Genomic DNA, 15221 nt, shown 5'->3' with positions numbered 1-15221 from the left:
TGTAGAGAGATGAAGACCCCATTTTTATTTATCGACCGTGACGGCACCCTGATTGAAGAGCCGGTCACCGACAAGCAGGTGGACAGCCTCGCCAAGCTGCGCTTCGAGCCCATGGTGATCCCGGTGCTGCGCGAGCTGCAGGCCGCAGGCTATGTGCTGGTGATGGTCACCAATCAAGATGGGCTGGGCACTGCCAGCCTGCCCCTTGAAAACTTCCAGCCGCCCCAGGATCTGATGATGCACATCTTCGAGTCCCAGGGCGTGCACTGGGAGAAGGTGCTCATCTGCCCCCACTTCCCCACCGATGGCTGCAGCTGCCGCAAACCCCATCTGGGGCTGGTGAAGGAGTATCTCGCCTCGGGTCGCATCGATTTTGCCAACTCCTTTGTGATTGGCGACCGGCAGACCGATATCCAGCTGGCCGAGAACATGGGCATTGGCGGCATTCGCTATCAGCCAGGCGATCACAACTGGCTCGCCATCCGCGATCAGCTGCTCAGCAAGGGGCGCACCGCCCTGGTGGAGCGCAACACCAAGGAGACCCGCATCCGGGTTGCACTGGACCTGGACAAGAGCGGCGGCAACCAGATCAGCACCGGCATCGGCTTCTTCGATCACATGCTCGATCAGATAGCGACCCACGCCGGTTTCACTCTGCAACTGGCGGTAAGCGGCGATCTGCACATTGACGATCACCACACGGTGGAAGATGTCGGCTTGGCCCTGGGTCAGGCCCTGCGCGAGGCCCTTGGCAACAAACGCGGCATTGGCCGTTTTGGTTTCGTGCTGGCGATGGACGAGGTCGAGGCGCTGATCGATGCCCAGCCTCGCCTGCCAGCCCAGAGTTCCCTGCTCGACGCCAAGGTGAGCGCCGCCCTGGACCTGAGTGGTCGCCCCTACTTCGTGTTCCGCTGCGAATCCGGTTTTGGCCGCGACAGCGTGGGCGAGATGGCCACCGAGATGGTGCCCCACTTCTTCCGCTCCCTGTCGGACGCCATGGCCATCACCCTGCACCTCTCGGTGGATGCAGGTAACAGTCACCACCAGGTGGAGGCGCTGTTCAAGGGCTTCGGCCGCGCCCTGCGCCAGGCCATCCGGGTGGAAGGCACGGATCTCCCCTCCAGCAAGGGGGTGCTGTGATGGGCGCGTGCAACCTGACCGTTATCGATAGCGCCGCGACAGTGCCAAACAGGGGCCTGCCCACAAGAAGGAGCTGCTGATGAGCACACAAAATCTGGTCATTATCGATACTGGCTGCGCCAATCTGGCCTCGGTGCGCATGGCCTTCGAACGACTCGGGGTCAGCCCCAAGGTGAGTTGCGACGCCCGCGATATCCGCGCCGCCGACAAGTTGATCCTGCCCGGGGTGGGCACGGCGGTAGCGGCCATGAGCAACTTGAACGAGCGCGAGCTGGTGCCGCTCATCCGCGAAGCCCGCCAGCCCCTGCTCGGCTTTTGTCTGGGCATGCAGATGCTGGCACAAGCCTCGGAAGAGACCATGAATGAGAGCGCCGAGCTCCCCTGTCTCGGCATCATTCCCGGCAAGATCAAACTGATGGAGGTGGGCACCCTGCGTCTGCCCCACATGGGCTGGAACCAGATAGAGCACGATGAGACACACCCTCTGCTCAAGGGGATCCCCAGCGGCAGCTATTTCTACTTTGTCCACTCCTACGCCCTGGAAGTGACCGAGGCGACCCTGGCCCGCTGCGACTATGGGGTACCCTTCACCGCTATCGCCCATCAGGACAATGTGTTTGGTGCCCAGTTCCACCCGGAGCGCTCCGGCGCCGCCGGTGCCCGTTTACTGCAAAACTTCCTGGAGCTATGACAAGGATGATTATTCCGGCAATTGATTTGATTAACGGCCAGGTGGTGCGCCTCTATCAGGGCGATTACGACCAGAAGACCGAATACGCCAGTGCCCCCCAGGCGCGCTTCGATGAATATGTCTCCCAAGGCGCGGTGCAGCTGCACCTGGTCGATCTCGATGGCGCCAAAGACGCCAAGGCCCGTCAGCTCGCCCTCACCGCGCAGCTGCTCTCGGCCACCGAGGCACCGGTGCAGGTCGGTGGCGGCGTGCGCTGCGAACAGGATGTGGCCGACTTGCTGGCCGCCGGTGCCAATCGGGTGGTGATTGGCTCCACCGCGGTCAAGTCCCCCGAGCTGGTGGCGAGCTGGATGGAAAAATACGGCCCCGAGCAGATAGTGCTCGCCCTGGACGTCAACATAGACCCGCAAGGCAATCGCAAGATAGCGGTGGCAGGCTGGCAGGAAGACAGCGGCATCACCATAGAGGCCCTGATCGAGCGCTTCCTCCCCGCCGGGCTCAAGCATGTGCTCTGCACCGACATCAGCCGGGACGGCACGCTCAAGGGGTGCAACGTCGAGCTTTATCGCGATCTCTGCGCCCGCTACCCGAACGTGGCGTTTCAAGCCTCGGGCGGCATCGGCGGCATTGAGGACATAGAGGCGCTCAAGGGCTCGGGGGTCAAGGGCATCATCCTCGGCCGCGCTCTGCTGGAGGGCAAGTTCAGCGTGAGCGACGCCATCAATTGCTGGGCAAGTCAGGGCGAGTCCGCTTCGTCACTACAAGGAGGCAACTGATGCTGGCAAGACGTATTATCCCCTGTCTCGACGTCAAAGATGGCGTCGTGGTCAAGGGGGTGCAGTTTCGCAATCACGAGGTGATGGGCGGTATCGTTGATCTTGCCCGTCGCTATGCCCAGCAGGGCGCCGACGAGCTGGTGTTCTATGACATCACCGCCTCGAGCGATGATCGGGTGGTCGACAAGAGCTGGGTGAGCCGGGTAGCGGAAGTGATCGACATCCCCTTCTGCGTCGCCGGTGGCATCAAGAGTGTCGACGATGCCAAGCGCATCCTGGAGTTCGGCGCCGATAAGGTCTCCATCAACTCCCCTGCCCTGGCCGATCCGACCCTGATCACCCGCCTGGCCGAACGCTTTGGGGTCCAGTGTGTCGTGGTTGGCATCGACTCCTATTTTGATGAACAGAGCCGCCAGTATCAGGTCAAGCAGTTCACCGGCGACGAGAGCCGCACCCGCACCACCGCCTGGAATACCCTCGACTGGGTCAAAGAGGTGCAACAGCGCGGCGCAGGTGAGATAGTGCTTAACGTCATGAATCAGGACGGCATGCGCCAGGGTTATGATCTCGATCAGCTCAAGCTGGTGCGCGCCCAGTGCAAGGTGCCCCTCATCGCCTCGGGTGGCGCCGGTACCATGGCGCATTTTCGCGATGCCTTTATCGATGCCGATGTGGACGGGGCCCTGGCCGCCTCGGTGTTCCACAAAGGTCTCATTCCCATACCCGAATTGAAGCGTTGGCTTAGCACCCAAGGAGTCGCTATCCGTGAATAATCCATTGATTGATCCCACCCTCATCGACCGGCTCGACTGGGCCAAGTGCGATGGCATGATCCCCGCCATGGTGCAGCACGCCGCCAGCGGTCAGCTGCTGATGCAAGGCTTCATGACCCGCGAGGCGCTGGCAAAGACCCTGGCCAGCGGCCAGGTCACCTTCTTTAGCCGCAGCAAGCAGCGCCTCTGGACCAAGGGCGAGAGCTCGGGCCATGTGCTCAATCTCGCCGCCATCAGCACCGACTGCGACAGCGACGCCCTGCTCATCGCCGCCAACCCGATCGGCCCGACTTGCCACCTGGGTACCCCCTCCTGCTTCGATGCCCACCCGCTGCCGCCGCTCGGTTTTCTCGTCGAGCTTGAGCAGATCCTGGCCGCGCGCAAGGGGGCGGATCCGACCACCAGCTACACCGCCAGCCTCTATGCCAAGGGCACCAAGCGCATCGCCCAGAAGGTCGGGGAAGAGGGGGTCGAAGTGGCGCTGGCCGCCATGGCGAAAGACAGAGAAGAGCTCATCAACGAATCCGCTGACCTGCTCTATCACCTGACAGTGCTGCTGCAAAACGAGGGGCTGGGCCTGAAAGATGTGGTGCAGCGCCTCCATGAGCGCCACACCAAATAGGCGATAGTTCATCACATTATCGACATAACAACGGGCCCTCGGGCCCGTTTTTGTGCGCCTGCGCCCGCTTCGCGGGAGTTACCATTGTCAAGCCGCCTCAGGGGACTCTGCGCCCCCGATCGGGCCGGAATACCAAGGCTGGCGCCCCCCTAGACAGGGAGTCGCCTCTCAATGAGCTCGCGACGATAATGGCCACTGTCCCTTGCCACCTAACCCCAGGCTCCATGAACAAATACCAGGTTTTTGCCACCCAGGAAGCACCCGAAGCCTTCACCTTGCTCGACATGGCCGCCGCCGACTTTTTCAGGGAGAAGCAGGCACTGCTGGCCCAGGGCTTCGAGGTCATCGGCGAGCCCATACTGGCCCCCGATACCCGCGCGGCGGCCGGATCCCACCAGCTCAACATGGCAGATCCCAGCCGCCCCTATGGTGCCCCCGCCGCCCACGGCGCCTTCATTTATTTGTTGCTCCATGCCCCCCGGCTATTTGGCAAGAAAAAACCGCGCCAAGGCTGAGTGCGCGCGCCTTGGCGCAGGGCAACACAACCCCGCAACCATTCACCCGCAGCCTGAAGTCAACCTGAACAGCTGACTCCGTTTGACGCCACAGATGGGGCCTGCCAAGGCTGGCTCCCAGCGGGGATAATATCGCCTGGCTATCCATATCCAGAGGTTGTATGAGCAAATACCAGTTCTTCCGTCAGGGTCAGGATCCCGCCAGTGTCACCTTCTTGCTGATGTCATCGCCGTCCTTTTTGCCGGAGAAGGAACAGCTGCTGGCCCAGGGGTTCGAGGTGGTGGGGGATTACATACAGGCAGACAGTGACCAGGAGGCCCTCGAAAAATTCCGAAGCGGCATGCTGGAACCTCTGGAGGAGTACACCAAGGCGACCGAAGCGGGAGGACTCTACTACTTCATCACCGGCCTGTGGGAGGCGCTGAACAAGCGGGTCAAGGGCACCAAGTCGCCCCGCTGAACCAGCTTGCCGGGGCCATGGCGACAGGGCCCCGTTCATCGCTCTCTTGATACTATCCGCAGGCACTCTCCCCCCGCGTTGGCCGCCTCATCCTTGCCTCTGCACATAGATAAACCATCTGGCGTCTCAACCCTGGCCGGTCGAGGTAGCGATACCGGCTCGTCACCTCTCCCTCTTTCATCACCCGCCACCGGTCTACTCCGCCGGATGATGCAGCTATCCGGGCCTGGCTTGTCGCGATTTACAGACACCCTTTGCAGGCGGCGGTTTTTGGCGCAGTCAATCCTTGTCGCAATCGGGGGGGCTTTGCCTTGAGACTATTGCGTAAACTGCCAAGATAGCGGCAAGCCTCACCATAGGCAGCAACGGATAGTAAGGAGAGAGAGATGAACAAGTCCCTGTTAGCCGGTCTCGGCATCGGTATAGCCTCGGCAGTGACCCTCTCGGCGGTGGCAAGCGGCTCACTGTTTGAGTCCAAGCCCCAGTTCGCCGAAGTACTGGCCAGCAAGCCGGTCACCGAGACCATCAAGACCCCACGTCAGGAGTGTCGCAACGTCACAGTGACCCACCGCAAAGCGGTACAGGATCAGCACAAGATCCTCGGCACCGTGGTCGGTGGCGCCCTCGGCGGCGTACTGGGTCATCAGTTTGGCGGTGGCAGCGGCAAGACGGTGGCCACGGTCGCCGGGGCGGCGGCGGGCGGCTACGCCGGTAATCAGGTGCAAGGCAACATGCAAAACAATGATACCTACACCACCACCGAGCAGCGCTGCAAGACGGTGCAAGATAGCAGCACCCGCACCCTGGGCTATGACGTCAGCTACAAGCTGGCCGGTCAGGAAGGGGTGATCCGCATGGATCGCGAGCCGGGCAAAACCATTCCGGTCAAGGATGGCAAGCTGGTCATCGACAGCCAGAGCTAAGCGCAACGCCAGCTCAGGCCCAACAGAAAGCCCATAAAAAACGGGAGCCACTATGGCTCCCGTTGTCACACCCTCATCCACTTACTTGCGGCCGAAGGGCCACCAGGGTTTGTCGTTGTCTGCTATCTGTACTCGGGTCTGGCGTTGCTCTCCCGCCACGGCGCCGCGCACCTGACGCAGGGTGGCGGTGAACTGTTCAGTCCCCTCGACAAACCAGTCATCAAGGATCAGCACCTTGACCGATTTGCTGCCGCCCTCGCCCGCCGCCCAGCTCACGGAAGGACTGAGCCAGGGCAGGAAGTCCAGACCCCAATAAGCACTCTGGCCCTGGAAGGCAAGCTGGGCCCGGGCAGGCTGGCTCAGGTCGCCGCTGCGTACCAGCGGGATCTCGGCAAACCACTGCCCCTCGCTGACTCGCATCTCCCCTTGTGCCATGGCGATGGTGGCCGCCATTGCCTTGTCCTTGATGGTGACCAGGGTCTGGCTCTGCTCACCCAGGGTGGCGCCGCTGGCATCTTGCAACATCAGGGTGAACTGCTCGTCCCCTTCGTGCAGGCCATCGCTAAAGACCGGAATGCTGATGCTCTTGCTCTGTGCGTCACCCGCTAACCAGTTGAGGGTGCCGGAAACCGGGGCCACATCGGCGGCCCCTGCGCTGCCAAACACCAGACGGTAGTCGACGCTGGCCGCCCCATGGCTGCCATCCTTGCGGCTCACGGTCAGGGTCAGGGTCTGACCCTCCTCCACCTGGGCCACGGCGCTGTCGAGGGCAATGACCCCGGCAGGCGGCTCGGGATAGTCGATGGCAATCAGCACAGGATCGTGATCCGAGGCACTGAAGGGACCTTCCGACTTGGCCAACTGGCCGCTGTACTTGACCCCGTACTCGAAGAAGTTGCTCTCCGCCGAGTTGATGTGCCAATCCTCTATGCCCACCACCTTGCTGGCCAGGGAGGGATTGGCCAGGGCGTGATCCAGATTGCCCAGCTCCCCTTCGTAGCTGTAGGAGTAAGTGTCGGTGCCGTGGAACTGGGTATTGAGGTTGACAAGCCCCGCCCCCTTGCCAAGGGCGCCGCCCTGCTCTTCATAAGGCTGCCCCGCCAGGGTGGTGAAGGAGGCGCTCAGGATCTGGCGCGCTTGTGCAGCCGGATCATAATCGGTCAGCACCCGGATGGGATCTTCCAGCCCATAGGCGTTCAGGTCGCCGAGCAGCAACAGATCCCCCGTCTCAGTGGCCAGCTGCTCGCCGAGCACCTTGGCGGCGGAGACCCGCAGGGCATTGCAGTGGCCCTGACCATCGAGGGGATCGGCGCTGGCGTAATCCGGATAATCCTCAAAGCAGGCCGACCCCTTGGACTTGAGGTGGTTGACCACCAGGGTCAGCGGCACATCCCCCTTGGGGGAGGTGAAGCGTTGCAGCAGGGATTCACGCATGCCCTGGCGAATGCTCACCGGCTTGCCCGCCGCGTCCTGGGTCTCGGCGACTTGTACCGGCAGCGGGATAAGTTCGGCGCCACCGGCAAGTTGCACCTTGGCCGGTTTGTAGATGAGACCGACGGTGATGGCATCGGTGCCGATAGGCTGGCCATCCGGAGAGGCTACCCAGGCATAGTGATCCGCCTCGTCGGGCAGGGCCCCATTGAGCGCCGCCACCAGATTGGCGATGGCCGAGTGTTCGCCATAACCGTTGTTCTCTATCTCCATCAACCCCACCACATCGGCGTTGAGGCGGGTGATGGCGCTGACTATCTTGGTGCGCTGCAACTCGAACTCAGGGACCGTCAGGGCGCCGCGGTTGCTGCCGGTCGGGTTGGCATCGCCCCCCACCACACTGGTGAAGAAGTTGAGCACGTTGAAGCTGGCAATGCGCAGATCGCCGGTCATGGCAAGTTCTGGGGTGTCACTCCTGTCCCAGCCGCCATGGTCCACGTCGGCACTGCCAATCTGGTTATCGGCCACCAGACGGTACTGGCTGTAGGAGTAACCGATGGCCCCTTCGAGGTTGTTGAGCTTGTCGCCGATGCGCAGATAACCCTGCTCAGGATGGAAGCCCGGGTACCAGGGCAGCACGCCATCCGGCGCCTTGGCATCGGTCTCGACCACCAGCTGGTTGGCAAGGTTGCGCGCGGCCCAGTCGCTCGCCTGCTGACTCATGGCCGGGAACTTCTGGGTCGACTTGATGAGTGGCGCCCCATAGGCCAGCACCAGGTTGTTGCGTTTGCCGTCGTAATCGAAGCTGAAGTTACGGGTCACCACCAGGCTGGAGGCTGGCACCAGCCGCACCCGCATCCCTTCGTGGCGCTCGAGCAGTGCCTGCAGGGATTCGCCCCCATCGGGCAGCAGATCCACCGCCCCTGGCGGCTGGACATTGGCATCGGTCACCACCAGATCGGTTGCACCTATCTGGGTCTGGTTATAGTACTCGGCCACCTTGCCCTGCACACAGACCTCGACCCCGGGCTTGATGGCGGGGTTGCTCTGGGTGCTATGGACGAAGAGGCCATCCGAGGTGCGCTCATCGCCATCCCCTTGCATTTCCTGGATGAAGAAGCCTTTGTAGAGGCCATTGACCACCTGGGTCACCCGGCCACGGGTGGCATAGCTGATATCGGATTCGAAGCGACCGGCGGGCACCAGCGGACTGGTGGCGCCACTGCCCTGAATGGCCGGAATGGGGGTCAACCCATCGACCGGGCAGATAAAGGCATTGGGGGGTGTGCTGTCGTCGCAGGCCGACTCGCCGTTGCAACCCAGGCCGCTGGCGTCATCCTTGGCAAAGGCGCTGAACTCCAGGGCGGGGTCGAAGGGGGATCCGGCATCCACACGGCCCTGGTTCACCGTGGCCTTGCGGCGCAGGGTCATGTCCAGGGTGCTGACCGAACCCGACTGCCAGGCGCTGCCGGGATCGACCCCAATCTGTCCCAGGCTGTCGGCCAGTTCATCACCACGATAGAGCACCAGGCCGTCGTCACCGTTGAAGGTGAGGTTGCCACTGGTCTGGTTGGCCTTGGTGAGGATATCGGCACTGGCGCTCGGGTGGGCCAGTACCAGACTCGCCCCCGGGGCAAGCTGCCCTTGCAGGGTGAGGCTGTTGGTCGGGCCCTGGGCCAGGGTGCGACCATTGGCATAGAGGGCGAGGCGGTAGTCGGCGAGGTTCAGCGCCGTGCTACCCAGGTTGCTCAGCTCGATGGCCTTGTTGTTACCGGTTCCTTCCAGGTACTCGGTGATGAGCAATTGGGCATGGGTTTGCCCTGACAGGGCCAAGCCAACGGCCGCCGCTATCAGTGAATGTCGTCCAGACATAAGCCAGTATTCCTTTTTATTGGTAAATTTGTTAATGACCCGCCAGGCGGGCAGCACCTTATTTCAGCTGTATTGGCTGAGCCAAATACCGCGCTAATGTGCCAGTTTGGCTCCCTTCATGCCGCGAGCTGGTTAACAATTACAGGATTTTGTTGCGCATCAGTGACAGCGCAGGCGCTGACCGATTGAAATAACGTTGAATAAATCGACAACCTAAGGAATAAGCGTGATGGATAGCATGGGAGCACAGGCCGGTATCCATGGATACGCTGGGCAATGGCCGTCTGTCCATGGATAGAAAGTGGAACTTAAATTTAAATAAAAACAGATAGATACATATTTTCTTTGTGCTTAGAAAGATACCTGCTGGCTATTTTTATGGCCAGCACAAGCGGGCCGATGTGTATTCCACACCTCCGTTTGATGCGGGAAAATAACCGTCAAACCATGACGCACCATGACCCGGTAAAGGGGACTCCATTTTCACTGGATATATTGTCGACAGCACGCAGGGACAAACCAGCAGGTCATCCTCCTGCATGGGGGATAAATAATGATTCATATCGCGCCTTATCCAGCTTGAATGATAATTGCAATCCCCTCCCCCCATATAGGGCCCCGGCGGCTGCATGGCCCTGACGCTTTCCCCTGACAAATAGAGGGGATTTATGCTATATTACGGCCCCTGTTATGGCGCTCGTCCAAGACGCGCCTCGAATCACTTATCAGGCCCAGCGGGCCTCTCATCATCCGGGACTCCTTGATATGACCATCAATGCCATCTTGCAGGGGCGCGCTGGCGCCAAATGTGAACTGTGCAGTGCCGAACAGGCCCTGACTGCCTATCAGGTTCCTCACTCTCCTACCCAAGATGATGATCACAGTGCCGCCCTGTGTACAACCTGCCTTGGCCAGCTGGCAGAGCCTGACACCACAGTCGTCAACCATTGGCGCTGCTTGGGGGACAGCATGTGGAGCCAGGTCCCGGCGGTGCAGGTACTGGCATGGCGCCAACTCAAGTATCTGGCTGGCCAGGGCGAAGTTTGGGCCCAGGACCTGCTCGACATGATGTACATGGAAGAGGAGACCAGGAGCTGGGCCGAAGCCGGTATCAGCGCGGAAGATGACGATAGCGTCGCGACCGTCGACTCCAACGGTGCCGTGCTGGTCGAGGGTGACGCCGTCACCCTGATCAAGGATCTGGAGGTCAAGGGGGGTGGCTTTACCGCCAAACGCGGCACCCTGGTCAAGGGCATACGCCTGACCAACAATCCCCTGCATATCGAAGGCAAGGTCAATGGCGTGCAGATAGTACTGGTCGCCGCCTACCTGAAGAAAGCCTGATAAACCATACTGTTACACTGAAAATAAGCAGCGCCCTCCGGGCGCTTTTTTATTGTCCTCCTCAGCGAGGATGAGTGGCCAGCGCCATAGCGGTTCGCGACACAGCATCCACATCTTCGGAAAGCCAGCGTCACTTGGCACATAGTTCAAGCTTGACGTGGCGGATATTTGCACTACAGTGTATATACATTGGCGATACGCGAGAAACCAGATGGAACAGGTGCCACGCAAGCGGGCCAGCAAGCCCAAGAAGGACGCCCAATTAATCATCCGCCTCTCGGGCGAGGAGCGGGATCAATTTATCGACCTTTGTGAGCAGCAAGACAGCTCGGCCTCCCGAGAGATCCGCCGCTTCATTCGGCAATATATTCGCTCACAGCAAGACGATAATTAACCCTCATCATCAGTCAAGCCGTCGATGGAGAGACAACCCAGGGCACCCTGTGCCGACATTAAGGAAGAATGAAATATGGCTAAGGCATCCAAGAAAGACATCAAGAAGAAAATTGAAGCTCGTCAGGCCAAGATCGCCAAGCACGAAGGCAAGATCAAGAAGCTGAAGAAAGCCCTGAAATAAGGGCTGCCATGATGAAAAACCGCCTGAGGGCGGTTTTTTCTATTCGGCGTTTCATCGCCAGGACCTCAGCTCGCATCACCCCGCCCCAAGGCCAGGTGCCAGACCATATTTGTGTGGCAGACGAGAGTTGGAAGTGCCCAGGTGCGGCCCGGGTCGAGCCGCCACCTATCTTGCTGGACTATCCCCTTGGCACAGAGGCATGATGCGTTTTTTACAAGGGATAAATATGAACCTGGACATATGGATGTTGTTCCTGCTTGCCTATCTGCTGGCAACGCTGACCCCGGGCCCCAATGTCTTGCTGGTCGTCAAAAATGGCCTGCAACTCGGTTGGCGCGCGGCGCTGCTCACCATCAGCGCGAATCTGCTCTGTCAGGCCATCCTTATCTTGCTGGTCGCCATGGGCGTTGGCGCCCTGTTGCAGACCCTGCCTCCTCTGTTCCTCGCCCTCAAGCTGGCGGGTGGCGGCTACCTCATCTATCTCGGTTACAAGGCGCTGCGGGCCGCCGGCTCGACTCAACAGGGTGTGGTGCTGACCGGCTCGGCGAGCAGACCCAGACAGCACTTTTCCCTGTGGCGTGAGGCCTTTCTGGTCTCTGCCAGCAACCCCAAGACCATTATTTTCCTCTGTGCTCTGCTGCCCCAGTTCCTCGACCATCAGAGCCCGCTGCCGCTGCAGTTTTCTGTCATGTATCTGACCATCTGCCTCATCGTCAGCCTGGTGCATCTGAGCTATGTCGCCCTGGCCAGACGGGCCGGTCGCTATTTCAACCCGGCCCGCAGTCAACGACTCTTTACCCGCCTTACCGGTGGGATCTTTATCACACTCGGTGGCGCCATCTTGCTGAGCGGGCGGCCTTGAGGTTGTGTCCATCCTCTCTGGTCCTTACCTAGTCCCAGCCTGAACCCGGCAACCACCACAGAACATGTCTCTGGGTATTTCCCAAGACGTCGATCACTGGAGCCATTTCCGTGGCGACGCCTTTGAAAAGTCGCGGTAATGGATGCCCCGGAAGAAGTCAGTTTTTACCGTGTAATGACATCGGGGTTTCACGAAGAGACCATGACGTCCAACGTCTGGCCGACACCAGGACTTCCTGTTCCAGCCATGCTTTATGGGTTATCAGATGAGTCAAGGCTTCTATCAACATCCCACTCGACTGAACGCTAGCGAGTCGCCAGGGGATCTTCCCTCTGCTGCTTTTCTGCCCTTCCAACTGGCGGATCAAGGGGCGAGCGTAGCGGCATGCATATTCCATGAGATCCTCTGGCAACCAGAGTGCTAGAGGCCTGTTCATGGCGACGGCCAGCCCGCTGGCAATATCCACGCCACGCTGATCCAGATCGCCAAAGTGAGCCCAGGCAATAGCAGCAGGCAGTAAAGGGATCACTTGTTTGGCCAACACCGTATTGCGACCCGGCACATAGAGCAGCAACTCCCCCTGTTGCAGGGGGTAATCCACAAAGGCACCTTTGTTCTCCACCGTGATAATCTGCTTACCTTGCCACTCGACGCCTTGCAACCTGGCCAAGGCGCGCTCTGGTAAGGCAATCTCACCCAACATATTCAGGCTTTCATCTGCGCAATAACGGCTGCCATCTTTCCATAACAGAGATAGCGATGAAGCACTGCGAAGCCGGATCACTTCATCATTGAATACCCTCACCCCCAGCGCCTCAGCCCGCGCCAAGTGGGCAGGAGACAAGATGGCTTTACAATCTTGCAACCAGAGCCCACTCAGGGTCGCACTGTTAATACTCGCGGGTAACTGCCCCCCTAACGCCGCCAATACCGCCTCACCCGACCAGGGCGACTCGTCTGCTGTTTGCGCGAGCTTTTCTATCAAGAATTCACGCCCCCGCTCGGTCAACTGACGCCGCGCACCCCGCCCTATCGGCTGTACCCCACAAACACTTCTCAACATCTCCTCCAGCTCGCGACCCGCACGGCTGGTGAGCAAAACCCCCTGCCCCGCCGCCAACGCCAGCAGACGTTCACTCAATGCCCGGATCTCGACGCGCTCGAAAAATGTCATCGGCTTTCCCCTCGTTGCTTGGATATAGGGCGGTGGGCTCACATCAGCCGGGCCTTGCCGGATACCCGGATCGAACTGCCTGGCTCGGCCGGGATCTCGGCATGCAGGCGCGATCTCATGCCCATGTCTTCCCCCTGGATCAGATCAATCATGCCACCGTGGGGCCACCGGAGATCACGCAGGTACCCGGCAAAAGCCGCGGTGGCCGCCCCGGTTGCCGCGTCTTCATAGACACCACCATAGGCAAAGGGGTTACGGGTATGAAACAGCTGATGACTCTCTGCGTGGCTCAACAATATGGTCACCCAACCTTCACGGCGCATCAGGATCTGGCCCTGGGCAAATTCATAGTCCATGGCCCTGAGCGCCTCACGGCTGTTCAAGGCCAGCACCAGATGATCGGCACCGCCATGGATAAGTGCAGGGGGAATGCGCGGATCGAGATCTGCCGCGTGATAACCAAACAGCGCCAGGGCCTCGCGCACCACATCGGCAGGTGCCGGCTGGCTGCGAGTCAAAGGGGATTGCAAGGCCGCGAGCCATTGTCCCGCCTCATCCTGCCAGCCCGACACCCGGATTGCGGCCTGGCTGAGGCTCAGTCCAACATCCCCGGCCCCGAAGCGCCGAGCCAGGGCAACCCCCAGGGCTATGGTGGCATGACCACAGAAGGGTACCTCTGCCTCGGGGGAGAAGTAGCGCACCCGCCACTCCCGCGGTGCGGGGTGTGCTCCCCCTGACGACGGGGGTGCGGAGAGGGGCGCCGCGAATGCGGTTTCCGAGAATCCCACCTCGGCGGCGATACGCTGCATCTCGCTCGCCGCAGGCAAGCTTGCGCCAATCCAGACTCCTGCTGGATTGCCACCTTGCTCGCCATCGGCAAAGGCCGCGATGCGGGTCAACTCAGTGGTGATAACCCCGTCCGCCTGGGTCGGGTGATCGGGTTGCGTCATGACAACTCCTTGTGTCCATTGATACGGGGGAGCGAGCAAGCTGGGATAGCTGCAAAACGGTTCCCAATGGGTAAAAACCAGGCAGGGCACCTGCTTGCGCGGTAAATAACCCTGCCATTGGCGCCGAACGGGCGCCGCGAAGGGCTACTCCAGGGTCTAGAGTTGGGGAGCCGTGTCTGTATATGTGCGAGTTGGAGAGCCATATGTTTTCTTACACCCTGGATTTCAAGGAGCAGGCCGATCAATTGGCAGCCCCCGAACACGAGATGGCGTTCAGCTGCCCGGTCTGTGCTGGCGACATCATAATACTGTCGGATCAGAGCCGTCATCAGGTGATGTTCGTCAGCCACAGCGTCCACCATAGCAGCCTCTATCTCGACACCGGAATGCGGCGAACCCAGAGTTGATCCCGCAGTTCAGGGGCTCCCCGTGGATCGCATCTGTTTGTCAACTACCTGTTCGAGCCCTGTTTCAGGTGCTAACGTGAGAGAGGCCTGCCACCTCGCACCCAGGATATTACCGCGAACCCAGGCTGTTGCTCATGGCAGTCAAGGCTGCGATGAACCGGCAAGACTCACATTTGAGGGATCCACTATGTCCAGGAATGCTGCTCTGATCGTCACCCTGTCCCTGCTTGGCATGGCCCCGGCTCACGCCATCAACGCAAAATATGCCCAGCAGCTGGAGCGCTCCGGCTGCACCCAGGTGAGCGAGGCCCAGGGCTGCGACATTCACAAGACCAAGGCCCAGAACGCGGCCGCCGGGTTCGGTGATGCTCCGGCGGCGGCCACCAGCGCCAGCCCCTACGCCGGCAACTGGGTCGCCACCTTCCCCGAGACGGGCGCCACCGTGGCCACCATCCGCATCGATGACAAGGATCAGGTGTGGGTCAACGACAAGCAGGTCAGTGCCAAGAAATCTGACGGGGCCCTGGTGTTCAAGGAGGGCATGGTCATCTACACCATACAGGGGGATCGTCGCATCCAGGGAGAAGATGGCTGGGTCGATAACGATGCGGGCACCAAGGGGCCGATCGCTGCCAAATAGGCGACATGACGGGAATGTGAAGGGGAGCCTGGGCTCCCCTTCTTGTTTGATCTCTTGCCGGCT

General features: G+C 60.6%; 16 protein-coding genes. 13 read left to right on the top strand and 3 right to left on the bottom strand.

The annotated features are described in order from the left end of the window. Nucleotides 1–9 precede the first annotated feature (9 nt). The 8 genes from hisB (at nt 10) to BN1130_RS16155 (ending at nt 5901) form a co-directional block, all read left to right on the top strand. Nucleotides 10–1140 (top strand): bifunctional histidinol-phosphatase/imidazoleglycerol-phosphate dehydratase HisB, encoded by a 1131-nt coding sequence (gene hisB, locus BN1130_RS16190; RefSeq protein ID WP_042043211.1) that lies wholly within the window; start codon nt 10–12, stop codon nt 1138–1140. A gap of 79 nt (nt 1141–1219) precedes the next feature. Next, nucleotides 1220–1831: an imidazole glycerol phosphate synthase subunit HisH gene (hisH, locus tag BN1130_RS16185; RefSeq protein WP_042043208.1), complete on the top strand. Its 612-nt coding sequence runs from the start codon at nt 1220–1222 to the stop codon at nt 1829–1831. A 5-nt stretch (nt 1832–1836) separates the two neighbouring features. Further along, nucleotides 1837–2607, top strand: a complete 771-nt coding sequence (gene hisA / locus BN1130_RS16180) for a 1-(5-phosphoribosyl)-5-[(5-phosphoribosylamino)methylideneamino]imidazole-4-carboxamide isomerase (protein WP_042043207.1) — start codon at nt 1837–1839, stop codon at nt 2605–2607. Then, nucleotides 2607–3380, top strand: coding sequence for an imidazole glycerol phosphate synthase subunit HisF (gene hisF, locus BN1130_RS16175; RefSeq protein WP_042043206.1), 774 nt, complete (start codon nt 2607–2609; stop codon nt 3378–3380). The genes hisA and hisF overlap by 1 nt, the downstream gene beginning before the upstream one ends. After that, nucleotides 3373–4002 carry a bifunctional phosphoribosyl-AMP cyclohydrolase/phosphoribosyl-ATP diphosphatase HisIE gene (gene hisIE / locus BN1130_RS16170; RefSeq protein WP_042043204.1) on the top strand — a complete coding sequence of 210 codons (630 nt, stop codon included), beginning with the start codon at nt 3373–3375 and terminating at the stop codon, nt 4000–4002. The genes hisF and hisIE overlap by 8 nt, the downstream gene beginning before the upstream one ends. 224 nt (nt 4003–4226) lie before the next feature. Further along, nucleotides 4227–4517 (top strand): hypothetical protein, encoded by a 291-nt coding sequence (locus BN1130_RS16165; protein WP_042043203.1) that lies wholly within the window; start codon nt 4227–4229, stop codon nt 4515–4517. 161 nt (nt 4518–4678) lie between these two features. After that, nucleotides 4679–4978: a hypothetical protein gene (locus BN1130_RS16160; RefSeq protein WP_042043202.1), complete on the top strand. Its 300-nt coding sequence runs from the start codon at nt 4679–4681 to the stop codon at nt 4976–4978. A gap of 386 nt (nt 4979–5364) precedes the next feature. Further along, nucleotides 5365–5901 (top strand): glycine zipper 2TM domain-containing protein, encoded by a 537-nt coding sequence (locus tag BN1130_RS16155; RefSeq protein WP_042043201.1) that lies wholly within the window; start codon nt 5365–5367, stop codon nt 5899–5901. Nucleotides 5902–5982: 81 nt separating this feature from the next. On the opposite strand, the gene BN1130_RS16150 is transcribed toward BN1130_RS16155, so the two are convergent. Further along, a complete protein-coding gene (locus BN1130_RS16150) occupies nt 5983–9204 on the bottom strand; it encodes an ExeM/NucH family extracellular endonuclease (protein ID WP_042043199.1) in 3222 nt (1073 codons plus the stop codon). A 765-nt stretch (nt 9205–9969) separates the two neighbouring features. Here BN1130_RS16150 and BN1130_RS16145 point away from each other — a divergent pair. From BN1130_RS16145 to BN1130_RS16135, 3 genes are all read left to right on the top strand, one after another. Beyond that, complete coding sequence (locus tag BN1130_RS16145; protein ID WP_042043197.1) at nt 9970–10548, top strand: PhnA domain-containing protein; 579 nt, start codon at nt 9970–9972, stop codon at nt 10546–10548. 211 nt (nt 10549–10759) lie between these two features. After that, nucleotides 10760–10942 (top strand): ribbon-helix-helix protein, encoded by a 183-nt coding sequence (locus BN1130_RS16140; RefSeq protein ID WP_042043195.1) that lies wholly within the window; start codon nt 10760–10762, stop codon nt 10940–10942. A 409-nt stretch (nt 10943–11351) separates the two neighbouring features. Then, complete coding sequence (locus tag BN1130_RS16135; protein ID WP_042043194.1) at nt 11352–11987, top strand: LysE family translocator; 636 nt, start codon at nt 11352–11354, stop codon at nt 11985–11987. Between the two features lie 157 nt (nt 11988–12144). On the opposite strand, the gene BN1130_RS16130 is transcribed toward BN1130_RS16135, so the two are convergent. Both BN1130_RS16130 and BN1130_RS16125 read right to left on the bottom strand, forming a co-directional pair. After that, the gene (locus BN1130_RS16130) at nt 12145–13161 is read right to left on the bottom strand and encodes a Wadjet anti-phage system protein JetD domain-containing protein (RefSeq protein WP_042043193.1); all 1017 of its coding nucleotides are present in this window, start codon (nt 13159–13161) and stop codon (nt 12145–12147) included. A 38-nt stretch (nt 13162–13199) separates the two neighbouring features. Then, nucleotides 13200–14111 (bottom strand): PhzF family phenazine biosynthesis protein, encoded by a 912-nt coding sequence (locus BN1130_RS16125; RefSeq protein WP_042043192.1) that lies wholly within the window; start codon nt 14109–14111, stop codon nt 13200–13202. Nucleotides 14112–14314: 203 nt separating this feature from the next. On the opposite strand from BN1130_RS16125, the gene BN1130_RS16120 reads away from it, so the two are divergent. Both BN1130_RS16120 and BN1130_RS16115 read left to right on the top strand, forming a co-directional pair. After that, nucleotides 14315–14518: a hypothetical protein gene (locus BN1130_RS16120; RefSeq protein ID WP_042043189.1), complete on the top strand. Its 204-nt coding sequence runs from the start codon at nt 14315–14317 to the stop codon at nt 14516–14518. Nucleotides 14519–14705: 187 nt separating this feature from the next. Beyond that, nucleotides 14706–15158 (top strand): hypothetical protein, encoded by a 453-nt coding sequence (locus tag BN1130_RS16115; protein WP_042043188.1) that lies wholly within the window; start codon nt 14706–14708, stop codon nt 15156–15158. Nucleotides 15159–15221: the final 63 nt, after the last annotated feature.

This window comes from Aeromonas rivuli (assembly GCF_000820045.1).
GTDB lineage: Bacteria > Pseudomonadota > Gammaproteobacteria > Enterobacterales > Aeromonadaceae > Aeromonas > Aeromonas rivuli.
This window is presented reverse-complemented; position numbering and strand designations above follow the sequence as displayed.

Coding starts and splice junctions, on each gene's coding strand:
- hisB (WP_042043211.1), top strand. CDS start 10: ATGAAGACCCCATTTTTATTTATCGACCGTGACGGCACCCTGATTGAA.
- hisH (WP_042043208.1), top strand. CDS start 1,220: ATGAGCACACAAAATCTGGTCATTATCGATACTGGCTGCGCCAATCTG.
- hisA (WP_042043207.1), top strand. CDS start 1,837: ATGATTATTCCGGCAATTGATTTGATTAACGGCCAGGTGGTGCGCCTC.
- hisF (WP_042043206.1), top strand. CDS start 2,607: ATGCTGGCAAGACGTATTATCCCCTGTCTCGACGTCAAAGATGGCGTC.
- BN1130_RS16165 (WP_042043203.1), top strand. CDS start 4,227: ATGAACAAATACCAGGTTTTTGCCACCCAGGAAGCACCCGAAGCCTTC.
- BN1130_RS16160 (WP_042043202.1), top strand. CDS start 4,679: ATGAGCAAATACCAGTTCTTCCGTCAGGGTCAGGATCCCGCCAGTGTC.
- BN1130_RS16155 (WP_042043201.1), top strand. CDS start 5,365: ATGAACAAGTCCCTGTTAGCCGGTCTCGGCATCGGTATAGCCTCGGCA.
- BN1130_RS16150 (WP_042043199.1), bottom strand. CDS start 9,204: ATGTCTGGACGACATTCACTGATAGCGGCGGCCGTTGGCTTGGCCCTG.
- BN1130_RS16145 (WP_042043197.1), top strand. CDS start 9,970: ATGACCATCAATGCCATCTTGCAGGGGCGCGCTGGCGCCAAATGTGAA.
- BN1130_RS16140 (WP_042043195.1), top strand. CDS start 10,760: ATGGAACAGGTGCCACGCAAGCGGGCCAGCAAGCCCAAGAAGGACGCC.
- BN1130_RS16135 (WP_042043194.1), top strand. CDS start 11,352: ATGAACCTGGACATATGGATGTTGTTCCTGCTTGCCTATCTGCTGGCA.
- BN1130_RS16130 (WP_042043193.1), bottom strand. CDS start 13,161: ATGACATTTTTCGAGCGCGTCGAGATCCGGGCATTGAGTGAACGTCTG.
- BN1130_RS16125 (WP_042043192.1), bottom strand. CDS start 14,111: ATGACGCAACCCGATCACCCGACCCAGGCGGACGGGGTTATCACCACT.
- BN1130_RS16120 (WP_042043189.1), top strand. CDS start 14,315: ATGTTTTCTTACACCCTGGATTTCAAGGAGCAGGCCGATCAATTGGCA.
- BN1130_RS16115 (WP_042043188.1), top strand. CDS start 14,706: ATGTCCAGGAATGCTGCTCTGATCGTCACCCTGTCCCTGCTTGGCATG.